Annotated in this window: 26 protein-coding genes; 15 read left to right on the forward strand and 11 right to left on the reverse strand. The window is 69.7% G+C overall.

All coding sequences use genetic code 11. The features are described 5' to 3' along the window. Positions 1-22: 22 nt before the first annotated feature. Positions 23-574, forward strand: coding sequence for a hypothetical protein (locus tag OIE13_RS34000; protein WP_326645318.1), 552 nt, complete (start codon positions 23-25; stop codon positions 572-574). 170 nt (positions 575-744) lie between these two features. On the opposite strand, the gene OIE13_RS34005 is transcribed toward OIE13_RS34000, so the two are convergent. From OIE13_RS34005 to OIE13_RS34015, 3 genes are all read right to left on the reverse strand, one after another. After that, complete coding sequence (locus OIE13_RS34005; RefSeq protein WP_326645316.1) at positions 745-1,602, reverse strand: ABC transporter permease; 858 nt, start codon at positions 1,600-1,602, stop codon at positions 745-747. A gap of 10 nt (positions 1,603-1,612) precedes the next feature. Continuing rightward, entirely contained in the window at positions 1,613-2,446 is an 834-nt protein-coding gene (locus OIE13_RS34010) for an ABC transporter ATP-binding protein (RefSeq protein ID WP_326829236.1), read from the reverse strand. Between the two features lie 229 nt (positions 2,447-2,675). Next, complete coding sequence (locus OIE13_RS34015; RefSeq protein ID WP_326645313.1) at positions 2,676-3,707, reverse strand: ABC transporter substrate-binding protein; 1,032 nt, start codon at positions 3,705-3,707, stop codon at positions 2,676-2,678. A 487-nt stretch (positions 3,708-4,194) separates the two neighbouring features. Between OIE13_RS34015 and OIE13_RS34020 the strand changes: the two genes are divergently transcribed. The 3 genes from OIE13_RS34020 to OIE13_RS34030 all read left to right on the forward strand — a co-directional run bounded on the left by OIE13_RS34020 (position 4,195) and on the right by OIE13_RS34030 (position 6,805). Then, the gene (locus OIE13_RS34020; protein WP_326645312.1) at positions 4,195-5,523 is read left to right on the forward strand and encodes a UDP-glucose dehydrogenase family protein; all 1,329 of its coding nucleotides are present in this window, start codon (positions 4,195-4,197) and stop codon (positions 5,521-5,523) included. 261 nt (positions 5,524-5,784) lie between these two features. Further along, the gene (locus tag OIE13_RS34025) at positions 5,785-6,453 is read left to right on the forward strand and encodes a restriction endonuclease (protein WP_326645310.1); all 669 of its coding nucleotides are present in this window, start codon (positions 5,785-5,787) and stop codon (positions 6,451-6,453) included. 97 nt (positions 6,454-6,550) lie between these two features. Further along, a complete protein-coding gene (locus OIE13_RS34030; RefSeq protein WP_326829237.1) occupies positions 6,551-6,805 on the forward strand; it encodes a hypothetical protein in 255 nt (84 codons plus the stop codon). On the opposite strand, the gene OIE13_RS34035 is transcribed toward OIE13_RS34030, so the two are convergent. After that, positions 6,792-7,448, reverse strand: coding sequence for a TetR/AcrR family transcriptional regulator (locus OIE13_RS34035; RefSeq protein WP_326645306.1), 657 nt, complete (start codon positions 7,446-7,448; stop codon positions 6,792-6,794). The two genes, OIE13_RS34030 and OIE13_RS34035, sit on opposite strands and share 14 nt — an antisense overlap. Before the next feature lie 110 nt (positions 7,449-7,558). On the opposite strand from OIE13_RS34035, the gene OIE13_RS34040 reads away from it, so the two are divergent. From OIE13_RS34040 to OIE13_RS34055, 4 genes are all read left to right on the forward strand, one after another. Further along, positions 7,559-8,602 carry a medium chain dehydrogenase/reductase family protein gene (locus OIE13_RS34040; RefSeq protein ID WP_326645304.1) on the forward strand — a complete coding sequence of 348 codons (1,044 nt, stop codon included), beginning with the start codon at positions 7,559-7,561 and terminating at the stop codon, positions 8,600-8,602. A 79-nt stretch (positions 8,603-8,681) separates the two neighbouring features. Next, positions 8,682-9,227 carry a TetR/AcrR family transcriptional regulator gene (locus OIE13_RS34045; protein WP_326646913.1) on the forward strand — a complete coding sequence of 182 codons (546 nt, stop codon included), beginning with the start codon at positions 8,682-8,684 and terminating at the stop codon, positions 9,225-9,227. A 27-nt stretch (positions 9,228-9,254) separates the two neighbouring features. Then, entirely contained in the window at positions 9,255-9,680 is a 426-nt protein-coding gene (locus OIE13_RS34050) for a hypothetical protein (protein ID WP_326829238.1), read from the forward strand. Beyond that, positions 9,668-9,865 (forward strand): hypothetical protein, encoded by a 198-nt coding sequence (locus tag OIE13_RS34055; RefSeq protein WP_326829239.1) that lies wholly within the window; start codon positions 9,668-9,670, stop codon positions 9,863-9,865. The genes OIE13_RS34050 and OIE13_RS34055 overlap by 13 nt, the downstream gene beginning before the upstream one ends. Before the next feature lie 276 nt (positions 9,866-10,141). Here OIE13_RS34055 and OIE13_RS34060 read toward each other — a convergent pair whose 3' ends face one another. Then, complete coding sequence (locus OIE13_RS34060; protein ID WP_326647134.1) at positions 10,142-10,441, reverse strand: hypothetical protein; 300 nt, start codon at positions 10,439-10,441, stop codon at positions 10,142-10,144. On the opposite strand from OIE13_RS34060, the gene OIE13_RS34065 reads away from it, so the two are divergent. Further along, positions 10,395-10,793: a polymorphic toxin-type HINT domain-containing protein gene (locus OIE13_RS34065; RefSeq protein ID WP_326830330.1), complete on the forward strand. Its 399-nt coding sequence runs from the start codon at positions 10,395-10,397 to the stop codon at positions 10,791-10,793. The two genes, OIE13_RS34060 and OIE13_RS34065, sit on opposite strands and share 47 nt — an antisense overlap. Here the strand turns inward: OIE13_RS34065 and OIE13_RS34070 are convergent. Beyond that, entirely contained in the window at positions 10,768-11,160 is a 393-nt protein-coding gene (locus OIE13_RS34070; protein ID WP_326645300.1) for a VOC family protein, read from the reverse strand. The two genes, OIE13_RS34065 and OIE13_RS34070, sit on opposite strands and share 26 nt — an antisense overlap. A gap of 298 nt (positions 11,161-11,458) precedes the next feature. Here OIE13_RS34070 and OIE13_RS34075 point away from each other — a divergent pair, with 298 nt between their 5' ends. Next, positions 11,459-12,214 carry an SDR family oxidoreductase gene (locus tag OIE13_RS34075; protein WP_326829240.1) on the forward strand — a complete coding sequence of 252 codons (756 nt, stop codon included), beginning with the start codon at positions 11,459-11,461 and terminating at the stop codon, positions 12,212-12,214. Positions 12,215-12,513: 299 nt separating this feature from the next. On the opposite strand, the gene OIE13_RS34085 is transcribed toward OIE13_RS34075, so the two are convergent. Together OIE13_RS34085 and OIE13_RS34090 are read right to left on the reverse strand one after the other, a co-directional pair. Further along, complete coding sequence (locus OIE13_RS34085) at positions 12,514-12,978, reverse strand: helix-turn-helix transcriptional regulator (RefSeq protein ID WP_326645297.1); 465 nt, start codon at positions 12,976-12,978, stop codon at positions 12,514-12,516. Positions 12,979-13,061: 83 nt separating this feature from the next. After that, entirely contained in the window at positions 13,062-13,472 is a 411-nt protein-coding gene (locus tag OIE13_RS34090) for a VOC family protein (protein WP_326645295.1), read from the reverse strand. A 198-nt stretch (positions 13,473-13,670) separates the two neighbouring features. Between OIE13_RS34090 and OIE13_RS34095 the strand changes: the two genes are divergently transcribed. From OIE13_RS34095 to OIE13_RS34115, 5 genes are all read left to right on the forward strand, one after another. Continuing rightward, the gene (locus OIE13_RS34095) at positions 13,671-14,858 is read left to right on the forward strand and encodes a sensor histidine kinase (RefSeq protein ID WP_326829241.1); all 1,188 of its coding nucleotides are present in this window, start codon (positions 13,671-13,673) and stop codon (positions 14,856-14,858) included. Positions 14,859-14,909: 51 nt separating this feature from the next. Continuing rightward, positions 14,910-15,572 carry a response regulator transcription factor gene (locus OIE13_RS34100; RefSeq protein WP_326645291.1) on the forward strand — a complete coding sequence of 221 codons (663 nt, stop codon included), beginning with the start codon at positions 14,910-14,912 and terminating at the stop codon, positions 15,570-15,572. Between the two features lie 78 nt (positions 15,573-15,650). Further along, the gene (locus tag OIE13_RS34105; RefSeq protein ID WP_326829242.1) at positions 15,651-17,183 is read left to right on the forward strand and encodes a serine hydrolase domain-containing protein; all 1,533 of its coding nucleotides are present in this window, start codon (positions 15,651-15,653) and stop codon (positions 17,181-17,183) included. 57 nt (positions 17,184-17,240) lie between these two features. After that, positions 17,241-17,486, forward strand: coding sequence for a hypothetical protein (locus OIE13_RS34110; protein ID WP_326645289.1), 246 nt, complete (start codon positions 17,241-17,243; stop codon positions 17,484-17,486). Between the two features lie 124 nt (positions 17,487-17,610). After that, complete coding sequence (locus OIE13_RS34115) at positions 17,611-18,366, forward strand: FkbM family methyltransferase (RefSeq protein ID WP_326829243.1); 756 nt, start codon at positions 17,611-17,613, stop codon at positions 18,364-18,366. Here the strand turns inward: OIE13_RS34115 and OIE13_RS34120 are convergent, their stop codons facing one another. The 3 genes from OIE13_RS34120 to OIE13_RS34130 form a co-directional block, all read right to left on the reverse strand. Next, positions 18,367-19,257, reverse strand: a complete 891-nt coding sequence (locus tag OIE13_RS34120; RefSeq protein WP_326829244.1) for a phosphotransferase enzyme family protein — start codon at positions 19,255-19,257, stop codon at positions 18,367-18,369. It lies immediately after the preceding gene. Next, entirely contained in the window at positions 19,254-19,718 is a 465-nt protein-coding gene (locus OIE13_RS34125; protein WP_326829245.1) for a hypothetical protein, read from the reverse strand. Before OIE13_RS34125 ends, OIE13_RS34120 begins: the two co-directional genes overlap by 4 nt. 75 nt (positions 19,719-19,793) lie before the next feature. Further along, positions 19,794-19,967, reverse strand: a complete 174-nt coding sequence (locus OIE13_RS34130) for a hypothetical protein (RefSeq protein WP_326645282.1) — start codon at positions 19,965-19,967, stop codon at positions 19,794-19,796. Positions 19,968-20,608: the final 641 nt, after the last annotated feature.

Below are 20,608 nucleotides of genomic sequence, written 5' to 3' on the forward strand. Positions count from 1 at the left end.
CCCGGGAGCGTCTCGGACGCCGGTGGGCTACCAGGCGACCCGCAGGGACGTCGCCCGAGGCCTGGCGCCCCTGGGTCGGCGACTGCCTGGCCCCCAACCCGAGGTCTCGGCCCAGCGCGGCCCGGGTCAGCGCGTCCCGGGTCAGTCCCGCGCCGCCGGGAACGTCGCGCAGCCGCTCCAGGATCTCCGGCACCGTCGGGACGACCGGGGACGAGCCGTCACGGTCGGGCTGATCACCGACATGCCGGTCACCCCGCAGGTGCGCGGTGCCGCCTTCCGGATGCTCGCCGATCTGGAGACCATCGAGGTCGTCCGTGACGTCGTCGACGCGGAGGGCCGTACCGGCAGTGCCGTCGCCATCGAGGAACGGGTCAGGGCGAAGGCGGACGCCAAGGGCGGCGAGGGGATCCTGCGGAACCGCCTGATCTTCGACGAGGCGACCGGGCGGGCACTGGCCAGGGACAGCGTCGTCGTACGGCCGGGCGGCCTGCAGGCCGGATTCGCGCCGGGCACCGTGTGGCACTCCCAGACCATCCTCGAAGCCGGCTGGACCGACGAGAAACCCGCCTCCTGACCCCCGGAGGACTCGCCGTACTCCCGGGGTGTACGGCGAGTCCTCCGCGCGGCGCGGCTCTACGGCCTGAGCGAGCTGCTCAACCACCGGCGCGCCCGGCCTTCGGTGCGAGCGGCTCCGCGGGCACGGGGCACGGGGCCCGCGGCGCGGCGGCGCGTTCCAGGTTCGGATCAGCCGACGCGCTGGTCGAGCCCCCAGCGACGCCGGAGGGCGTTGTCGGCCGCGCCGAAACACATGTCCACGACGATGCCGATGACCAAAATCACGATCATCGTCGCGAGGAGGCCGGGCGCGTCGGAGAGTTCCCGGGCGTTGTCGAGCTGTTCGCCGATCGACGTCTGGTGAGCGATGATCACGAGGAGCTCGCCCGCCATCAGGGACCGCCACGCGAACGCCCAGCCCTGCTTGAGCCCCGACAGGAACGACGGCAACGACGCGGGCAGGATGACGTGCCGATAGAGCGCCAGGCGCCGCAGGCCGAGGATGTGCCCGGCACGGAGCAGGAGCGGAGGGGTGTAGTCCACGCCGGCGATCAGCCCGTTGGCGATCGACGGCGCGGCCCCCAGGACGACCACGAACAGGATCGCGCTCTCGCTGAGTTTGAAGAACAGGATCGCCAGCGGGAACCACGCGATGGAGGGCATGGTCTGCAGGCCCGTGATCAGGGAGCCGAGCGCCGCCCGCAGGGGCCGGACCCGCGACACGGCCGCGCCGACCACGAGCCCGACCAGCACCGCGATCGCGAACCCGGTGATCGCGCGGCGCATCGTCACGCCCAGGGCCTGGTAGAACTCGGCCTCACCGAGGCGGTTCCACAGATCCGCCAGGACGGTCACCGGGCCGGGGAGGACGTACTCCGGGCGCCACCCGCTGAGCACGACCAGCTCCCAGACGGCGAGGACGAGGACGATCGCCGAGATCATCGGCCAGCTCCTGGCCCAGAGCCTCGAAGCCAGACTCTGCCGCTCCCGGTTGGACAGCTCCAGCGCGTCCAGACCGGCGATGTGCTGGGAAAGATCAGCAGTCATTGGGCACCCGCTACTTCTCGATCCCGGCGCCGACGGGCGGCCGCGCCGCCGGCTTGGCGTGGCGCAGCACCTCCTGGCGCAGCCTGTCGGTGATGGTGGAGGCCGGTTCGGCCACTTCGGCGGAGTCGGTACGGCGTGGCCGCGGCAGCGTCACCGGGAAGTCCTCGATCACCTTGCCGGGCCTGCTGCTCAGCAGGACGACCCGGTCGCCGAGCCGTACGGCCTCGCGCACATTGTGGGTGACGAACAGGACGGACAGCTCCCGCTCCCGCCAGATCCGCTCCAGCTCGTCGTGGAGCAGGTCACGGGTCATCGCGTCGAGGGCGCCGAAGGGCTCGTCCATGAGGAGCACGTCGGTGTCCTGGGCGAGGGCCCTGGCGAGCGCGACCCGTTGGCGCATGCCGCCGGACAGCTCGTGCGGGCGCTTGCCGCCGAAGTCGGCGAGGTGAACGATCTCCAGGAGCTCCGCCGCCCGCGCGCGGCGCTCCTTCTTCGTGGTGTTCCTGCCCGAGCTCGTCACCCGGAGCGCCAGCTCGATGTTCCCCGAGACCGTGAGCCAGGGGAACAGAGCGGGCTCCTGGAACATCATCGCGATGCGGGCGTCCCTGGTGTCGATCTCTCCGGCCGTGGGGCGGTCCAGGCCGGCGACGAGGTTGAGCAGCGTGCTCTTGCCGCAGCCGGACGCTCCCAGCAGGCAGACGAACTCGCCTCTGTCCACCGAAAGCGTGACCTGGTCAAGGGCCAGGAGCTCCCTGCCGTACACCTTGGAAACCGCGCCCAGCCGGACCGCGGGCTCGTGCCCGTCGGTCCGGCCGGGGCGCAGCTCCTGTATCGGAGCCGTCACTTCGCCTCCCTGACCAGCGGCTCGCCGGCTCGTGACCGAGAGGGCCGCCTTGGCTCTTCCGTCCTGTGCTGCCTGCTCGCCGCGCCGAGATCGCCCGGCTCGTCCGGCTCGCTTGGCCCGCTTGGCTCGTCCGAGTTGCTCGGTCTGCTCGGTCTGCTTGGCCCGTCCGAGTCGCTTGGCCCGCCCGGGTCGCTTGGCCCGCTTGGCTCGTCCGGCTCGCTGGGGTCGATCACTTGTCGCTCACCGCCGGCTGGCTCTTGGCCGCCAGGACCTCGTTGAGGATCGTGAGGTCGTAGATGCCGTTCAGGTCCACCGGGTCGAGCAGGCCGACCTTCTGGGCGTGGTCGGCGCTGCCGACGAGGGAGGACGCGATCGGGTCGTTGGTGAAGGTGATGTTGCCGAAGGCGCTGTCCAGGACCGCCTGCGCGATCGGTTTGCCGCTCAGTTCCTTCAGCTCCGCGTTGACCGACTCCTTGGCGCCCGCCGGGTCCGACTGGATGTAGGCGTTGGACTCGACGTGCGCCTCGATCAGCTTCTTCACCAGGTCGGGGTGCTCCTTGAGGAACTGCTGCCGCACGATCAGGTGCGTGATCACGAACTGCTTGTTCGGCCAGAGGTCGGCCTCGGTGAGCAGGATCTTGCCCTTGCTCTCCTGGACCAGGCGGCTCGCGAAGGGCTCGGGAACCCAGGCGCCGTCGATGTCGCCGGTGGCGAAGGTCTGCAGGGTCTGGGCGTTCTCCTGGGGGAGGATCGAGACCTCGCCGCCGCCCTTGGTGTCGGTCTCGATCCCCTTCTCCTTGAGCCAGTAGCGCAGCGCGACGTCCTGGGTGTTGCCGAGCTGAGGCGTGGCGATCTTCTTGCCCTTGAGGTCCTCGATGCCGTTGATCCCGGGCTTGACCACGAGGAACACGCCACCGGACGCCGCGCCTGCGACGATCTTGATGGCCTCGCCCTTGGACTTCGACCAGGCGTTGATGGCCGGGTTCGGTCCGATGTAGGTCGCGTCGATGGCGTCGGAGAAGATCGCCTCGGTCGCGGCCGGTCCGGCGTTGAAGGTCGAGGTCTTCAGCGTCACGTCGCTGCCGAGCGCCTTGGCGAAGAAGCCCTTCTGTACCCCGACCAGAGCCGTGGAGTGCGTGATGTTGGGGAAGAAACCGAGGCGGACCTCGGTCTTCGCCGTGTCGCCGCCGGAGGACCCCCCACCTCCTCCGCAGGCCGCCGCGAGGGCTGTCACCGCGACCGCGGCCAGTGCCGCTGCCATCCCCCGGAGCCTGCGAACCATCATTGATTACTCCCTAATTCCTACTTAACAAGTCGGTTTAGTGCATAAAACGGCAAGTGGGACCTCCTGTCAAGCGGCGGTGACCGCATGGGCACGAGTCGTTACCGGTTCGTGTTTCGCGGTACGTCGCCGTCGCCCTGCATGGGTAGATATATGGCGTTATGCCTGCTTGGTCGCGTGAAAGTGTCTTCGTGCCGAGGTGGGCGGGCGTTACCGGCTGGAGTCACCCTTGCCGCGGGTGCGCGGAGCCGCTGAGCGTGGCGGTGCGGCGCGCATGTGGCCGCAGCCCCGGGTCAGCACGCCGCTGAGCGTCCGCAGATCCCGCTGGGTGACTGGGGGAGGGAGTCGTATGAACCTTTAGACATGACTTGATCTCACAAGCCTGCTGAATCAGCACCCCGATACGCGATAACTTCTTGGGGCGCACCCCATGCGCACCCCGGGAAGTCCAACGAACAGGAGCGTGATGCGAGTTTCCGTGATCGGGTGCGGCCATCTTGGCGCTCCACACGCCACCGCGATGGCCGAGATCGGCCATGAGGTGATCGGTGTCGAGTTGGACCCGGACAAGTGCGAGGCCCTGGGCAACGGCATCGCCCCCTTTTTCGAGGAGGGCTTCGAGGACCTTCTGATCCGGCACACCTCCTCCGGCCGACTCCGCTTCACCGCCGACCTGCGGGAGGCCGTGGACTTCGCCGACCTGCACTTCATCACGGTCGGCACCCCGCTGCGCGAAGACGGCCACGGCTACGACATGGCCCAGGTGATCGACGCGATGCGGTCGCTGGTCCCGCTGCTGAGCAGGCCGGCCACGATCGTCGGCAAGAGCACGGTGACGGTCGGCACCGTCGAACGGCTCCAGAAGATCATCGACACTGATGCGCGGATCTCGAGCGTGGAGTTGGTCTGGAACCCGGAGTTCCTGCGCGAGGGCCATGCCGTGCAGGACTCACTGTTCCCCGACCGGATCGTGGTCGGCCTGACCTCCCCGCAGGCCCGCAAGGCGGTCGAGGAGGTGTACGCGCCGATCCTCGACCATGGAGTGGCGGTGATCCTCACGGACCCGCCCACGGCAGAGGTGATCAAGTCGGCCGCGAACGCGTTCCTGACCACCAAGATCTCGTTCATCAACGCGATAGCCGAGGTGTGCGAGTTCGTCGGGGCGGATGTGAACACGGTCGCCCATGCGATCGGCGCCGACAGGCGGATCGGGCACGAAGGGATGCGGCCGGGCATCGGTTACGGCGGCGGTTGCCTGCCCAAGGACGTGGCGGCCTTCACGCACCGGGTCGGCGAGCTGGGCGCGCGGAACGCGTACGGGCTCCTGATGGCCGTCGAATCGATCAACGCCGACCGGATCCCGGCGGCGATCAGGCTGATCGAGAAGGCGCACGGCGGCCCGATCGACGGCTGTACCATCGCGTTCCTCGGAGCGGCGTTCAAGGCCGGCACCAGCGACGTACGCGACTCGCCCGCCCTGCGCCTGGCCGGGAAACTGGCCGAACGCGGCGCGACACCGGTCGTCTACGACCCCGAGGCCATCGCCGCCGCCCGCGAACTGCACCCCGAACTCGGCTACGCCGACACCGCCGAGCAGGCCATCGCGGACGCCGATCTCGTCGTGCTCGCCACCGAGTGGCCGGAGTTCACCGCCGACCCCAAGCTCCCCGCGGACACCGCCGACCTGGTACGCCGCCGGGTGCTGGTGGACGTGCGCAACGCCGTCGAGTCGGGTCCGTGGCTCGCCGCCGGATGGGAGGTCTGGCAGCTCGGCAGCCGGCCTCAGCGTCCGTAGAGCGGCCTCGCTCCCGCACGGAAGGCGGCACGCACGGTTGCCGGCGGGCACGACGCTCATCGCCAACCAGAGCGCCGCCAACCGGGACGGACGGGTGTTCGCCGACCCCGACCGGATGGGCCGCTATCCGGGCCCGTGGTCGCTTCCACCGGCTTTCGCCGCTTCCGCCAAAAGGGCCGAACCTCGGGGTGTTCTCGAAAACTGTCGGTCCTGGTCGTCACCATCGACGGATACTCCCAACCTCACCCCCGGAGGCCGCCGATGACCCGACGACGTACACCGGCCAGACGAAGACCCCGCCGCCGCAAGGACAACGCGGACTGGCTGCTCTGGCTGGTCGCCGTCGTCTTCCTCCTGGCGGTCGCAGGCTGGCTCATCGACCTGGTCGTCGCCAACTGGCCACTGATCATCGGCCTTACGGTCGTGCTGGTGGCGGGGCTGGTCGGCCTGCTCGTGCTCCGGCAGCGAACGATCGACGCCCGGCAGCGGGAATGGCTGAGAGACAACGCCCACCTCGAACGCGTCGACCAGATGACCGGCGTTCAGTTCGAGTCACTCGTCGAGGCACTGCTTCGGCGGGACGGGTTCCACAAGGTCCGCAGGGTCGGCGGCAGCGGTGACGGCGGTGTCGACGTCATCGGGACCGCTCCCACCGGCGACCTCTTCGTCGTTCAGTGCAAGCGCTGGGCCAAATCTGTCGGCTCGCCCGAGGTCCGAAACCTCCTCGGTGCCCTCCATGCCTATCCCGGGCACCGAGGTGTTCTCGTCGCCACGACGCGCTTCACCGCTCCGGCCAAACAGTGTGCGGTGGGAACGGACCTGCTGCTGATCGACCGAGAGCAACTCGCCGCCTGGCTGAACGGAGCCGCTGCCCTTGCTCCGCCGGCGAGCGCGACCGGCGGCTTATGGCCTCCGCGACACCAACGCTGATCACACACCTTCCCTCCAGGCGCCCCAGCGCGGCGCGTACTCGCAGCAGCACCGTACGGAGCACGGTCACGATGTCCGAGACGAAGATCTTGCGATTGTGCGGATCGTGGACGTGCACCTGCCGATCGACGGTGAGACCACCGTCGAATGGCGGCATCGGCATCGGCATCGGCCACGGAGGCGAGAGCATCCGGCTGTTCGGTCGCGGTCGGCGGTGTTCATCGCGGTCGGCAGCACGGTGGGCAGCACGGCCGTGACGCCGACGGTGGCGAGCACCCGGTCGGCGGCCCGGGTCGCCGCCGGGGTGCTGTCCCTGCGCCTGCACGCCGCGAGGTGGTTCAGGTGTCCTTGAGGTGTGCCAGCGCGCCGATGATGCGTTCGGCGATGTTCTCCGGCCATGGGAAGGAGCGCAGCACGGCGCGTTGGTGGGCCAGGCCGTGCAGGCCCAGCCACAGCGCGACCGCGTCGCTGAAGAGATCGGTGCTGGTGGCCTGACCCGCGCTGACGCAGTCGTCGAGGGCGTCGATGAAGACCTGCAGGGCCTCCATACCCAGCCCGATCATGTCCTCTTCGGTGACCGAGCCTTCGCTCAGGTTCGGCAACCACAGGCCGCCGAACATGATGCGGTAGCGCCCGGGATGGGTCTGGGCCAGGTCGAGGTAGGCGCGGCAGGCGGCGAGCAGCCGTTGCCGGGGGTCTGGGCCACCGCCCGTCGCGGCCGCGCGCAGGGCTGTGGCGAGCTGGTCGTACTCCTGGCGCACGACGGCCAGCATGATGGCCGGCTGGTCGGGGAAGTGCGGGTAGATCGAGGGGGCGGCGATCCCGATCCGGCGGGCGACCGAGCGCAGTGTGATGGCGCGTTCGTCGCCTTCCTCGTCGAGCAGTTCCACCGTGGCGGCGATGATCTCGTCGCGGAGCTTGCTCCCCTCGCCGCGGCGGTTGCGCCTTCGGGTGGGTCCCGGGGTGGCCGACTGCGCCGGTTCGATGTTCTTCACCCTGTAACCATACATCGCGAAGTTTATGGGTGGCGTCTCTTGCACCGCTAGACTTACGGCTGTTACGTTACGACCGTAAGCAAACAAGCGAAGCCTCAAAGGGAAACGCCATGAACAGCACCGTCGCCACCCACACCACGGAAATCGTCCTGCCCGGCATAGTCGACCCAGACGGCCTGCAAACCCGGACCCGCGACCTTCCGCCCCCCACCAAAGGACAGGTCCTCCTGCGCATGGACGCCACCGGCGTCTCCTTCGCCGAGCAGCAGATGCGCCTGGGCAAGTACTACGACCAGCCGCCCTTCCCGTTCGTACCGGGCTACGACGTGGTGGGCACGGTCACCGCCACCGGCCCCGGCGTGGACCCCACGCTGACAGGCCACCGCTTCGCCGCCGTCATCAAGACCGGCGGATGGGCCAGCCACCTGCTCGTCGAAGCCGCAGACCTGGTACCGGTACCAGACGAGGTGGACGCGGCAGCCGCGGAGACCGTGGCCGTCAACGGCGTCACCGCCTGGCAGATGCTGCACCGCACGGCCAAGGTCCGCTCCGGCGGGACCATCGTGGTACTGGGGGCCAACGGCGGTGTCGGCTCCATCCTCGTCCAACTGGCCCGCCACGCCGGGATCACGGTGATCGGCACGGCCGCGGCACGCCACCACCAGAGCGTGCGCGAACTGGGCGCCACCCCCGTCGACTACCGCCACCCGAACATGTACGAACAGATCCGCAACCTCGCCCCCGAAGGCGTGGACGCGGTCTTCGACCACGTCGGCGGACCCGGGCTGGTGCAGTCATGGCAGCTGCTGTGCAAAGGCGGCACACTGGTCAACTACGGCACGGCCTCCAGCAAGAACGACAAGGGCAACGCCGCCCTGCCGGTACTCAAACTGTTCGCACGACTGCTGGTATGGAACTACCTGCCCAACGGCAAAAGCGCACACTTCTACAACTTCTGGGCCGGCCGGCGCCGCCTGGCCGCCTTCCGCCGCCGGCTGAGCAGCGACCTCACCCAGGTACTGCACCTGGTGGCCACCGGCGCCGTGACCCCGCAGATCGCCGCACGCCTCCCGCTCGCCGACGCAGCCGCCGCCCTGGCGCTCGCCGAGTCCCGGACCGTCCTGGGCAAGGTCGTCATCGTCCCCGGACCGTGAGACCGCGCGCCGCGCCGTCGCCGCCCCACCGGCCCGCCGGGCAGAGCGCGCACGCAACCGCCGGGGCCAAGGCGCCCGCCTGCGGGCCGACATCCTGACCGCGGCCACCGGCCTGCTCGACCGGGGTGGCGAGCGCGCCGTGACCCTGCGGGCCGTGGCCCGCGAGGCCGGGATCGCCACCTCCTCGATCTACCCGCACTTCCCCGACCAGCCGGCCCTCCTGCTCGCCGTGGTCGCTGCGGCCTTCGCTGACCTGGCCCGCCGCCTTGAGGCGGCCATCACAGACGATGACGCCCCACAGCGCCTGTACGCCGCCGGCCACGCCTACCTCGACTTCGCCGCCGCCCACCCCCGCCGCTACCGCGCCATGTTCGGCTCGACCCGCCCTCCGATCGACCTCGACGCGCTCATCCTGCGGCTTTTGGCCGACCTCCTCACCGACTGCGCCGCCGCCGGGCACTCGACCAGCACCGACCCCGGTGCCGACACGATCGCGCTGTGGCTGGGCCTGCACGGCCTGGCCCACCAGCACACCGTGACCCGCACCTTCTCCTGGACAGCCCAGCTCGTGCCGCATGTCGTGGCCTCGCTGGCACACCTCACCCCGAACCGCCCACCCCAGTAGATCCTAGATCCCTCGGAGGTCTCCACCATGAACGCCACCACCCGCATCACGCCGGCTCCCGCCACCACGACCCCCGCCACCGCGACCCCCACCACGGGCGAGGTCGACAACCGCTCCGCCTACCTCAGCTTCACGCTGGCCTACCTGCTCGGACACGGTGGGGCCGCGCTCTCCAAGGGCGCCGACCCGCTGCTCTCCCTGCCCGGCTGGCTGCCCATCACACTGCTCGGCGCCGGCATCGTGACCGGCGTGATCCAGAGCATGAGCGCGAGCATCCGCGCCCAGCGCGGCGCCGGCAAGTCCGAAGCGCTCGCCGGCCAGCTGGCCGGCCTCTCCTGGGTCACCGGCTTCGTCGCCCTGTTCCTGGCCATCACCGGCCTGACCACCGCCTACGACACACCCGAACTGCAAAGCGTGCTCTGGCCGCCGGCTCCGTCCTCGTGGTCGGCCTGATCTACCTCGCCGAGGGCGCCGTGCACCGCAACATGCTGCACTACGGCCTGGGCACCTGGCTCGCCCTGATCGCGGCCGCCTCCCTCTTCCTCGACGCGCCCGGCCTTTATGCGGTGCTGGCCATCGCGGGCGGCGGCGGCTACGCCGTGGCCGCGGTCCTGGAACGCCGTCGCCTGGCCCTCTAGAGCCCGCAAGCCCAGTGGTGACCGACAACGGGCATCATCAACGATGATCTTGCCCCGCTGGAGCGGTGCCCACAACCGGCCGGCATCGACCGGCATCGACCGGCCCCCCGGGCACCGCAAGCGTCCTCGGCAACGACAGCGCGGCGTAGTGACCCGCCGCCCTCCCCACACACAGACCGTGACCCTACACACAAGGCCACACCGTTGAGTCCCGCCGGACCTCAACGGTGTGGCCTTGCGCGTACTGCACGCGAACACGTGTCGATCACGCCGAGGTCAGCGCGGAGGCATCGCGTGCTCGTCGAGCCGGCCGCCGTACGAAGTCGACGCGAGGTGTCCGCCCTCCTTCGGCCTCGGTGTATCCAGCACCGAGGCCGCGACGAGAGCCCCGCCGGCCGGCTGGCCCAGCTTTCGGCCGCCGCGCACATCCTCGACCGGGCGGCCCAGGGCGACTACGCCACCCTCGCCGATCCCACGGGCTGCGCCCACCGAAAAACCCATCGAACAGATCAAGGTCGGCGACAAGGTCATCGCCACCGACCCCGAGACCGGCGCCACAACGGCGAAACCCGTCATCGCACTCATCACCAGCCAGGGCGCCAAGAACCTCGTGCAGATCACCGTCGACACCGACGGCGACAAGGGCACCGCCACCGGCATGGTCATCACGACCGACCAGCACCCCTTCTGGGTCAGCGAGCAACGAGACTGGGTACAGGCTACTCAGCTCAAGCCTGAGGCCTGGGTTCGGACCAGTGCTGGAACCCAACTCCAGGCCGTGGAGGTCGCGAAGTGGACCACTGGCCACCAGCGTGTCCACAATCTTACGGTCAGCGACTTCCACACCTACTATGTGGCAACAGGGGAGAGGACGGTCGCCACCGGGGCCGGGGCGGTCGTGCTCAGGACGGCCGCTGGTCGCGCCTGAGCGGGTGGTCATCGGGGACCTCGACGAGGACGACGGATGTCCCGTCGGGGTCCTCGACCCACATCTCGACGAGCCCCCACGGCTCCTGCCGCGGCTCCCGGGTCACCTGGACTCCCAGGGCGGCCAGCCGTTCGTGCTCGGCCCGGACATCGCGGACCTGGAGCCATATTCCGACCGCCTGGCCGGACGCGCCCTCGGAGCGCCCGGAGACCTCCAGGAATCCCTGGCCGAGGAAGAACACCACCCCCGGATCGTCGGGCGGCCCGAACTCGCGGTAGACCGCGAGGCCCAGCACGTCGCGGTAGAACCGGCGGCTGCGGTCGGGGTCGGCGGGGCGGAGGAGAATCCGGCTGCTGAGGACTTCCATGCCCCGGATCGTGCCCGCGCCCGAGGAATCCATGGGTGCCGCGGGTTTTCCACGCCGGAGCGCTTCACAGGGGTACGGCGGTTTCGCCCGGTTGAGGGGGTGGTGGTGCTGCCCCTCCCGGCTCGCGTCATGGATCCGCCTTACCGAAAGGCGGGACAGCGTCGCGGTTTGTGACACCTCGGCGCCGGGGATCCGCAATCCGAGGAATCTCGCCGGAGCTGTCACAGGCCAGAGGGCCGCCCCGTCCCAGCCGGCGACCGGGTGGCAACGGATGCCCCAGAGGACAGGAAGGCTTGTCATGAAGATCGTGGTAATCGGCGGCACCGGCCTGATCGGGTCGAAGCTCGTGACGAAACTCGGCGAGCACGGCCACGAGGCGGTGGCGGCATCACCGCGCACCGGCGTCAACACCCTCACCGGCGAAGGACTCGCCGAGGCGCTGGCCGGGGCGCAGGTGGTGATCGACGTGTCGAACTCCCCGTCCTTCGAGGACGCCGCGGTACTGGAGTTCTTCGAGACCTCCACCCGCAACCTGCTCGCCGCGGAGGCGTCGGCAGGCGTCGGCCACCACGTCGCGCTGTCGGTGGTGGGGACTGAGCGGCTGCCCGAGAGCGGCTACTTCCGGGCGAAGATCGCGCAGGAGAAGCTGATCGAGGACTCCTCGATCCCGTACTCGATCGTGCACGCGACGCAGTTCTTCGAGTTCGCCCGGAGCATCGCCGACGCGGCCACCGACGGCGGCACGGTTCGGATGGCACCCGTGCTCTTCCAGCCCATCGCGGGTGACGAGGTCGCCCAGGTGGTCGGCAGGGTCTCGGTGGGGTCGCCGTTGAACGGGAGGGTCGAGGTCGCCGGGCCCGAGCGGTTCCGGATGGACGAGTTCTTCACCGAGGCCCTGGCCGCCTGGGAGGATCCGCGTGAGGTGGTCACCGACCCGCACGCGCGCTACTTCGGAGCCGGGCTGGACGAGGGGACCCTGGTGCCGGACGGCGACGCGATTCTCGGCGGGACCCGGTACGGTGACTGGCCGGGCCGGACCACGACCGGGAGGTAGCGCGTCCCTCTGTGCCGGATCGCGGCCGGGAGGTCCCGCTCCGTCTCACCGTCACGGTGCCGTGCGAACCTGGCAAGCCGATGCTCACCGTCACGGTGCCGTGCGAACCTGGCAAGCCGATGCTCACCGTGGTGGACGGCGAACCCGTCCGGGTCGGTGAAAGGCCCGGCATCGCCACCGATCATGAGCCGGTGCGATCCGGTGCCGTCGGGAGAGACGCCGACGTCCTTGGCAAGGGCACGGCGCCTGCACGGGGTCGGCCACGTCGAGGGTGACGGATTCGATGGATGCCATGGCCGTCACGCTGGTTGCGGCTCGATGACCGGCGCTTCCTGATTCCTGACCGGTCTTGTCACCTGTTTCGCCACACACGGCGGCATCCCCGCCGCAACGCCCGCCGCGCGGCGCCGGTAGACGCTGGGCGGCATGCCGACCAGCTCGGTGAAGCGGGTGCTGAAGGTGCCCAGCGATGAGCAGCCGACCGCGAAGCAGACCTCGGTGACGCTGAGGTCGCCATGACGCAGCAGCGCCGCCGCGCGCTCGATGCGACGCGTCATCAGGTACGCGTACGGCGACTCGCCGTAGGCCAGCCGGAACTGGCGGCTGAGGTGCCCGGCGGACATGTTCACGCCGCGGGCGAGCGCCTCGACGTTCAGCGGCTGCGCGTACTCCCGGTCGATCCGGTCGCGGACACGGCGCAGTCGCGCGAGGTCGCCCAGGCGCTGCGCCTCGGCGCGTGCGCGCCCCCACGAGGGGTGACACATGAGAGAACTCCTTTTCGTCGATGTCCGCGAGCACCCAGGTCGCATGCCGAGGTAGGCGGCGAGGTGTCCGATGACCGGACGGCTCAGCGAAGCTCCTGGATGCGGACCATGTTGCCCGCGGGATCGCGGAAGGCGCAGTCGCGGATGCCGTACGGCTGCTCGGTCGGCTCCTGGACGACCTCGGCGCCGCCGGTCTGCACCTTCCCGAAAGTGCCGTCGAGGTCCCGGGTGGCCAGCAGGATCCAGCCGTAGGTGCCCTTGGCCATCATCTCGGCGATGGTGCGGCGCTCGTCCTCGGTGAGCCCGGGGTCGGCGGTCGGCGGCGCCAGGAGAATGGACGTGCTGGGCTGGCCGACGGGGCCGACCGTGATCCAGCGCATCTTGCCCTGTCCGACATCGTTGCGGACCTCGAAGCCGAGGACGTCGCGGTAGAAGGCAAGGGACGCGTCCGGGTCGTCATGCGGGAGGAAGCTCGTGTGAATGGTGATGTCCATGACGACCAGGCTAGGTGCGGCTCCGTGACCTGCGCTTCTCGATTCCTGATCGATTCCTGACCGATCCGGTCATCTGTTTCGCCACGTACGGTCGCATTCTCGCCGCCGCGCGTACCGCCTGGCACCGCTGCTGGCTATCCTGTGGCACGTCGAGCCAGGCACGGCTCCCCACCACGAGCCCACCGGAAGGCGACGACCGTGACAGCCTCCCAGCGCCGGAGCACATGGCCGGCGACGACGGTGGTGGCGCACGTGGTCCTGGCTCTCCTGACGGCGATCATCCTGGTGGGCGTCCGGCACCTCGGCGCGGACCTGTGGCAGATCTTCGCCGCGGCGGGTGCTGCCGTCCTGCTCCATGTGGGAGCGGTGGTGGCCCATCGACGGCCGTGGGTGGGGTACGCGATCGGCGCGCTGGCAATGCTCGTCCTGGTGACGACGCCCTCCCTGGGTTGGTCACCGACCATGCTGCCCTCGGCTGCGTGCTTCCCCCTGACGTTGTGGCGGCTGACCAGCCGGGTCTCGGTCAGGTCCTCGGTGGTTGCGTTGGCCGTCGCCGCACTCGGGATCGTCCTCACCGAGCTGGTGGCGTGGGCCCGGCTGCCCCCTGACATCCCTGGGTGGACCCGCCTGGTCGAGGGCGGGCTGCTGATGCTCGTGGTCGGCGGTGTGTGGCTTGCGGCCCTGCTGGTACGCCGCAGGCACGAGGCCGGCCGACGAGCCGAGAGCGAACGACTGGCCGCGGCGGTCGCGGACGCACGGGCCGGCATCCGCCGCGACCTGCACGACGTGATCGCCCACACGGTCACCGTCATGGTCGCGCGGATCGATGCCGCGGCGGTGACGACGGCGGATCCGGCGACCCGCCGCGAACTCGGCGACATCGCCGAGGCCGGCCGGGACGCCCACCAAGGTCTGCGAGCGATGCTGGCCACCTTGGGCCCGGCCACCGTGGCGCCGCGCGCCGACTCCCGGCCCAGACAGGTCCCGATCTCGCTCGATGCCCTCCCTGACCTCGTGGCCTCGGCGGCGAGCCCGCTCCATGCGGTGACGTTCGCGGAGGTGGGTGAGCGACGGCCACTGAGCCTGAGTGCCGAGGTCGCGGCGGTTCGTACCGTGCAGGAGGGCATCACCAACGCGCTGCGCCACCTCGAACCACCGGTCGAGGTGACCGTTCGCCTGCGCTGGACCCCGGCCGAGGTGGTGGTGGAGGTGCGCGACGACGGCGGCAAGGCGCTTCGCGACGTCGGCAGCCCGGGGACCGGCTTGATGGGGATCGAGGAACGTGTGCGTACCGCCGGCGGCACCCTGTCGATCGACGACGGGGACGACGGGTGGGTGCTGCAGACGCGGCTCCCCACGAAGGAGGGGAATGACCGAACGAAGTGAGGGAATCAGCAAGCACAGCACCTTGGTCATGAGGCCGACGAAGGAGGTCTCGTGACCGGGATCCGTGTCATGCTCGTCGACGATCAGGAGCTGTTGCGGGCCTCGCTCCGTACGGTGCTGTCGGCCGACGAGCGCATCGAGGTCACCCACGACGTCGCGAACGGCAGCGACGCGATCGAGGTCGTCCGGCGGCACCGCCTGGACGTGGTACTGATGGACATCCGCATGCCGCGCATGGACGGGGTCGCCGCCACGGCGGAGATCGTCAGGATCGCACCGGCGGCCCGGGTGCTCATGCTGACGACCTTCGATGATGACGAACTGGTCGTGGCCGCCATCCGGGCCGGCGCGAGCGGCTACCTGACCAAGGACGTCCGGCCCGCCGCCCTGGCCCAGGCCGTGTGTGACGTCGCCTCCGGGACGTCGGCGCTGGCCCCGGGGGTGGCCGCGACGATCCTCGATCTCGTACGGCAGGTGCCGATGCGGAGGACGGCAGCCCTGGACGGCCTCACCCCACGCGAGGTCGAGATCTTCGGCCTGCTCGCCCGCGGCAGGTCCAACAGCGAGATCTGCGCGGAACTGGTGCTGAGCGAGAACACGGTGAAGTCGCACGTCCGGGCCGTCCTGCAGAAACTGAACCTGCGCGACCGCGTGCACGCGGTGATCCACGCGTACGAGAACGGGCTTGTGGGTCGCAACGATCTGCCTGACTGAGATTCCATCCTGCCGGGTGGTGCCGTCTCACCCCTTGGGGTGATGTCGGCCGGTGACGCCCGGCCTAGGTTCGACGTCGTGCATTTCCTACGTCTGCGCTTTCCTCGGGTGACCTCCCTCCTCGTCCTCGGCGGTGTGCTCGTCGCCGTGCTGCTCGGCTGGACGGCACCGGCCCATGCCACCGGCGAACGGCTGGTCGACGACTACCGCTCCGTCTACGGCACGCCGGGTGTCGCGGCGGCCGTGATCGACGGGTCGTCGGTCGAGACGATCGTCCGCGGCCGGGACGGGGACGGCAACGCGGTGACGGCTCGGACACGGTTCCGGATCGCGTCGATGAGCAAGTCGATGACGGCGGCGGCGATCATGCTGCTGGTCGACCGTGACCGCGTCTCCCTGGACGACCCGGTCGTCAAGATCCTGCCCGACTTCAGGATGGCCGATCCGCGCTTCACCGGGATCACCGTGCGCCAGATCCTCAGCCACACCTCGGGGCTGTCGAACAGCACGAACAACGAGTACGTGTTCCCGCCTTCGCGCAGCGCGCAGGAAATCGTGGCCGGGCTGGCCGACAAGACCCTGGCCGCCGATCCGGGCACCCGCTCGGAGTACCACAACACCAACTACTCGATCGCGGCGAGGATCGTCGAGGTGGTGTCGGGGAAGTCCTTCGACGCCTTCCTCCACACCGAGCTGTTCACGCCGCTGGGCATGACCGGCACCAGCTCGACGCTGGGGTGTTCCGATCGTGCCGAGGGCCTGCCGTCCGGGTACGAGGTCGTTCTCGGGGTCGCCGTCGCGGCACCGGAGATGCCGGGGTTCTGCGTCGGCAACGGCGGGGTGATCTCGACTCTGGACGACATGGTGCGGTGGCTGAGGTTCAACCAGGGAAGCCTCGGTGCGGACCTGCTGAGTGCCGGCTCCCTGGCCGAGTCGCACACCGTCCAGCCGAAGGCCGGCGACTACGCCCTCGGCTGGCAGTCCCGCCCCGTCGCAGCAGACGCCCCGCCGTCGGTGATCGGCCACGGCGGAACACTGGCGACGTGGACCGGGGACATGGTCTTCTCGCCCAAGACCGGTGTGGCCGCCCTCGTCCTCACCAACAGCGGCGGCGATCCCAGCCTGCTCTCGACCAACCTTCTCGCCGAACGGATCGGGGCACCGGCAACGCCGATGAGCAACCCGCTCACCGTCGTGAACGCGGTCCTGCTCGGGCTCACGGTGGGGATGGTCGCACTGCTGGTCACCGCGGTTGTCCGAGCGCGCCGCTGGGCCTCGCGACGCCGCGCGGCGCGCCGGCCGAGGCTGGTTCTGCGGCTCGTGCCCCTTGCCCTGGTGACGGTGCTGGGCGCGGTGCTGCCGACGCTGATCTGGGGGGCGTTCAGCTTCCAGTACTGGATCGTCACCGCCTGGCTGCTGCCGCTGCTGGCGCTCTTCTGCCTCTCCTGCTGCGTGCTCGGGGCGGTCGCGCTCGGCCGTCGCCTCTGGTGCTTCCGCCGCTTCGTGGGCCAGGGCGAGGATGTCGGGCAGCTCGGCGACAAGCCGGGCCAGATCGCCGGTGTCGAAGCCGGCGCGGGCCCGTGCCAGGCGAGAGGTGATCTGCGCGGGTAGCGGAGGGCTGGAGGTTGCCGGCAGCACGGCCAGCGCGTCATCGAGTCTGGACAGCAGATGAGCGGGGACAGCGAGTCCGGCGGCGGACAGCAGGGTGCGGCGGCGCATCGGGTCTTTCTTTGCGAGCTGGCCCATCGTTGCAGCCACCGTAGCCGCCGGAGCGATCAGCGCGCTGAGGACGTGGCCAGGCACTCCGGCCGCGTCAGTGACGCCACGCAGCACGTGAAGGTCGACCACTGGCGCCGCTACCTGGCTAAGCCTGACTTCTACCTGCGCTACGCGCTGGACCGCGGCGCCGACTGATCCTGTTTGCGGTCGGCGTCCTGGAGGACGGGGTTCCTGCCTGTCACGACCGATAAAGGCTGGTCAGATCTGTGGTCGTCGATGGTGGCTGTACGGCAGGCCGACCGGGGGTTTACATCGGGGGATGGGCCATGGCGACGAGCGGTTCCGGCTGGTGGCGTACGGGCAGAATGCCGAGGACGTGGTGTTGGTGCGGGCGTTCGCCGATCGTCGGGCGGGGTTCTTTGTGGATGTCGGAGCGGGGGATCCGGTTCGCGGGTCACTGACGAAGAACCTGGTCGATCGGCTGGGCTGGCGGGGCGTGAACGTCGAGCCGCTGCCCGAGCGGTTCGAGCGGCTGCGGCGGCAGCGGCCGGAGGATGTGAACCTGCGGGTCGCTGTGGACACCGAGCCGGGTACGGCGACCTTCTACCGGATCCTGCCCGAGGGCAGCCCCGAGGACATGCTCGGGTTGAGCACCTTGGAGTCGGCGATCGCCGCAGAACATGTTCGAGGCGGCGCCGACGTGGCGGAGCTGGAGGTCACCGTGGTGACCCTGGAGTCGATCCTGGTCGCGTACGCGTCACCGGGGTTCGATCTGCTGAAGGTGGATGTGGAAGGGCGGGAGGCGGCGGTGCTGGCCTCGGCCGACCTGGGCTTCTGGCGTCCCCGGGTGGTGGTGGCCGAGGCGACCGTGCCGGGCTCACCCGAGCCGAGCCACCAGGACTGGGAGCCGGAACTGCTGGCGGCCGGATACGCGCTCGCGCTGTTCGACGGGCTGAACCGCTTCTACGCGCGAGACGACGAACCCGAGCTGCTCGCCCGCCTGTCGGTACCGGCGAATGTGTGGGATCGGTGGATCCCGTGGGCATGTGCCCAGCGCGCGGGGCTGAACATCTGATCACGGCGCCGAGGCCAGAGGCAGCAGGCCGGGGGCGTTCGCGGACAGCCAGGCCGCGAGCCACTGGGAGTCCTCGACGCTGCCCTCCACCTGGGTGTCGATCAACCTGCGCAGGATCATCAGCGGCAGTACGGCATCGAGGGCCTCCTGGTCGACCGCGTCGGTGCCGTACCCCTCCAGCAGCCGGCGCGGCTGAGCGCCGCGCGGCAGGTCGACGGCCAGGCACCAGGCGAGATCGAGCATGGGCGGCCCCACCTCCACCGCGCCGGGATTCAGGACGGCCAGCAGATCGTCCCCCTCGAAGAGGGCGTTGTGTCCCACCGCGACATCCCCGTGAATGGCCACCATCGGCTGTCCCGCGCATGCCTGGTCGAACAGCCGGGAGATGGCCGGATAGTCGCGGGCCGCGAGGTTGCGCGCGGAGCCGAGCAGCACCCCGAGAGCGCCAGGCTCGTCCAGGCGCAGCCCGCCCTGGTCCGCGGCACCGTGCCAGCGGCGAAGCTGCTCGCCCAGGCCGCGTTGCTGAGCGGGGGTCGGACGTTCGCCGGGTGAGCCGCCGATCCTTTCCAGGACGAGCCACCATCGAGGTCCGGACGGGGTCCGCACGGTGCCCGCGTCCAGCAGGGCCGGAAACTTGAGCCCCGCGGCCTTACGCATCGACTCCATCCGCAGCGCGGTGCCAAGGCGTTCGTGCAGGCGGTGCTGGACCTTGACGGCCGTCCGGCGACCGTAGACCACCGTGGCCCCCGGATCGTACGGACCGGCCACACCGTCGAACGCCGCACTCTTGAGCGCCACGTCGCGCACCTTGGCGATCTCGGCCTCCGGTACGCGGCCGGTCGGGATGAGCCCCCGTTTGTCACCGACATCAAGCGGGCCGCAGACCTTCATGACCCGCCTCCCGCTCGCAGCCGATGAAGCGGTTGTATCCACCGCTCCCGTGTCGTTTCAGGAAGATCCAACCACCTTATCCGGGTGAAGTCGTGCAGTTCCGGCTGCCCGGTCCAGAGTGCGGTGACCGCCGCCCACACGGGCAGGAAAGCCTCCTCGGCTCCGGCCGTCTCCGCGAGGCGGACCGTGATGGCCAGGGCCTGCCCGTCCTGGCCTCGCGCGGTGAGTTGCAGGACCTCGACCACGTCGATGGGCAGCAGTTCGGCGGAGGCGCCGACGGCCTCGAAGGTCCGGCGAGCCTCGCCGAGCAGGCGGGTGGCGACGGCCCACTCTCCCCGCATGGCGCGGGCCATCGACTCCGCCATGTCGCACTGGGCCAGCCCCACGACCTCCCCGACCGACTGGTTGAGCTCACGAGCCTCCGGAACCGTCCGAAGGGTCAGCTCCGCATCGAACCACATGGAGGCAAGAGCCCGGTGGCGCGCGGCCCGCGCCGCCCAGAGCGGCGCGTCCGCCCGCCGCGCCTCGGCCAGGACCTAGGTGAACAGCTCCGCCGCCTCCTGGAACCGGGCGTTGTGCAGGTACACGTGGCCCATCAGGTCACCGGCGCCGATCCGTTCCAGCCTCGTCCCGGCCGACCTTCTCTCGATCTGCCGTACGACCTCTGGGTAACGACTGCGCCGGATGTACTCCTCCCGATCGGTGAACACCCGATTCGCGGTGAAAGGCACCTCGGGTCCGAATGCAAAGAATTGGTCAAGGTCCACTCGGGCAGAGGATCACCCGATGGCCGGGAAAGTAAAGCTGACCTGGGGTTTCGGCACTCCCCAAAACCGGGACAGGAGTTGTCGCGATTGCTTCCTGCAGGGTGGGGCGGCGCTACCTCTCCAGGATCGCGCGGTCACACCGGTCTTTTAACGGCTTCCGGTTCAAGAGAGGCGAGTTCTTCGTTGGTTGGCCAGCATGCGGCGGACCATGCCGTACAGCCAGAGCAGCGCCCGCTCACCCTCGGGCACGTCGCTGATACGACGCCGGTTTCGGAGATGACGTTGGCCGTGTCGTCGGGGGGAGTAGGTACAGCGGGTGGCGTACTGATGTATCGCAGACCTTGATCCGCTAGAGGTCGTGCCGCCGAGCAACTCGGCCACGCCTAAGCCCTCGTTCGCCTGGCTGGCCCGTATGCGCTGGAGCGTCTGGCCCAGGCCCATCCTGACTACCGCCCGATGATCGTCGATGTGATCCGGGCCGCCAAATAGCGGGGTTTCGGTATTTCATGTGAGGTAAGTCACATTCAGGGATTTGCGGGTTCTCGCCCGGTCGGTTCGCGTTCACGAATGTGATCTTTACCAGG

Source organism: Streptosporangium sp. NBC_01810, assembly GCF_035917355.1.
GTDB lineage: Bacteria > Actinomycetota > Actinomycetes > Streptosporangiales > Streptosporangiaceae > Streptosporangium.

Bases quoted from the DNA above. Each gene is read 5' to 3' on its own strand.
- OIE13_RS34005 (WP_326645316.1), bottom strand. From the start codon at position 1,602: ATGACTGCTGATCTTTCCCAGCACATCGCCGGTCTGGACGCGCTGGAG.
- OIE13_RS34015 (WP_326645313.1), bottom strand. From the start codon at position 3,707: ATGGCAGCGGCACTGGCCGCGGTCGCGGTGACAGCCCTCGCGGCGGCC.
- OIE13_RS34020 (WP_326645312.1), top strand. From the start codon at position 4,195: ATGCGAGTTTCCGTGATCGGGTGCGGCCATCTTGGCGCTCCACACGCC.
- OIE13_RS34025 (WP_326645310.1), top strand. From the start codon at position 5,785: ATGACCCGACGACGTACACCGGCCAGACGAAGACCCCGCCGCCGCAAG.
- OIE13_RS34040 (WP_326645304.1), top strand. From the start codon at position 7,559: ATGAACAGCACCGTCGCCACCCACACCACGGAAATCGTCCTGCCCGGC.
- OIE13_RS34050 (WP_326829238.1), top strand. From the start codon at position 9,255: ATGAACGCCACCACCCGCATCACGCCGGCTCCCGCCACCACGACCCCC.
- OIE13_RS34060 (WP_326647134.1), bottom strand. From the start codon at position 10,441: ATGACGGGTTTCGCCGTTGTGGCGCCGGTCTCGGGGTCGGTGGCGATG.
- OIE13_RS34070 (WP_326645300.1), bottom strand. From the start codon at position 11,160: ATGGAAGTCCTCAGCAGCCGGATTCTCCTCCGCCCCGCCGACCCCGAC.
- OIE13_RS34075 (WP_326829240.1), top strand. From the start codon at position 11,459: ATGAAGATCGTGGTAATCGGCGGCACCGGCCTGATCGGGTCGAAGCTC.
- OIE13_RS34085 (WP_326645297.1), bottom strand. From the start codon at position 12,978: ATGTGTCACCCCTCGTGGGGGCGCGCACGCGCCGAGGCGCAGCGCCTG.
- OIE13_RS34090 (WP_326645295.1), bottom strand. From the start codon at position 13,472: ATGGACATCACCATTCACACGAGCTTCCTCCCGCATGACGACCCGGAC.
- OIE13_RS34110 (WP_326645289.1), top strand. From the start codon at position 17,241: ATGAGCGGGGACAGCGAGTCCGGCGGCGGACAGCAGGGTGCGGCGGCG.
- OIE13_RS34115 (WP_326829243.1), top strand. From the start codon at position 17,611: ATGGGCCATGGCGACGAGCGGTTCCGGCTGGTGGCGTACGGGCAGAAT.
- OIE13_RS34120 (WP_326829244.1), bottom strand. From the start codon at position 19,257: ATGAAGGTCTGCGGCCCGCTTGATGTCGGTGACAAACGGGGGCTCATC.
- OIE13_RS34125 (WP_326829245.1), bottom strand. From the start codon at position 19,718: ATGTGGTTCGATGCGGAGCTGACCCTTCGGACGGTTCCGGAGGCTCGT.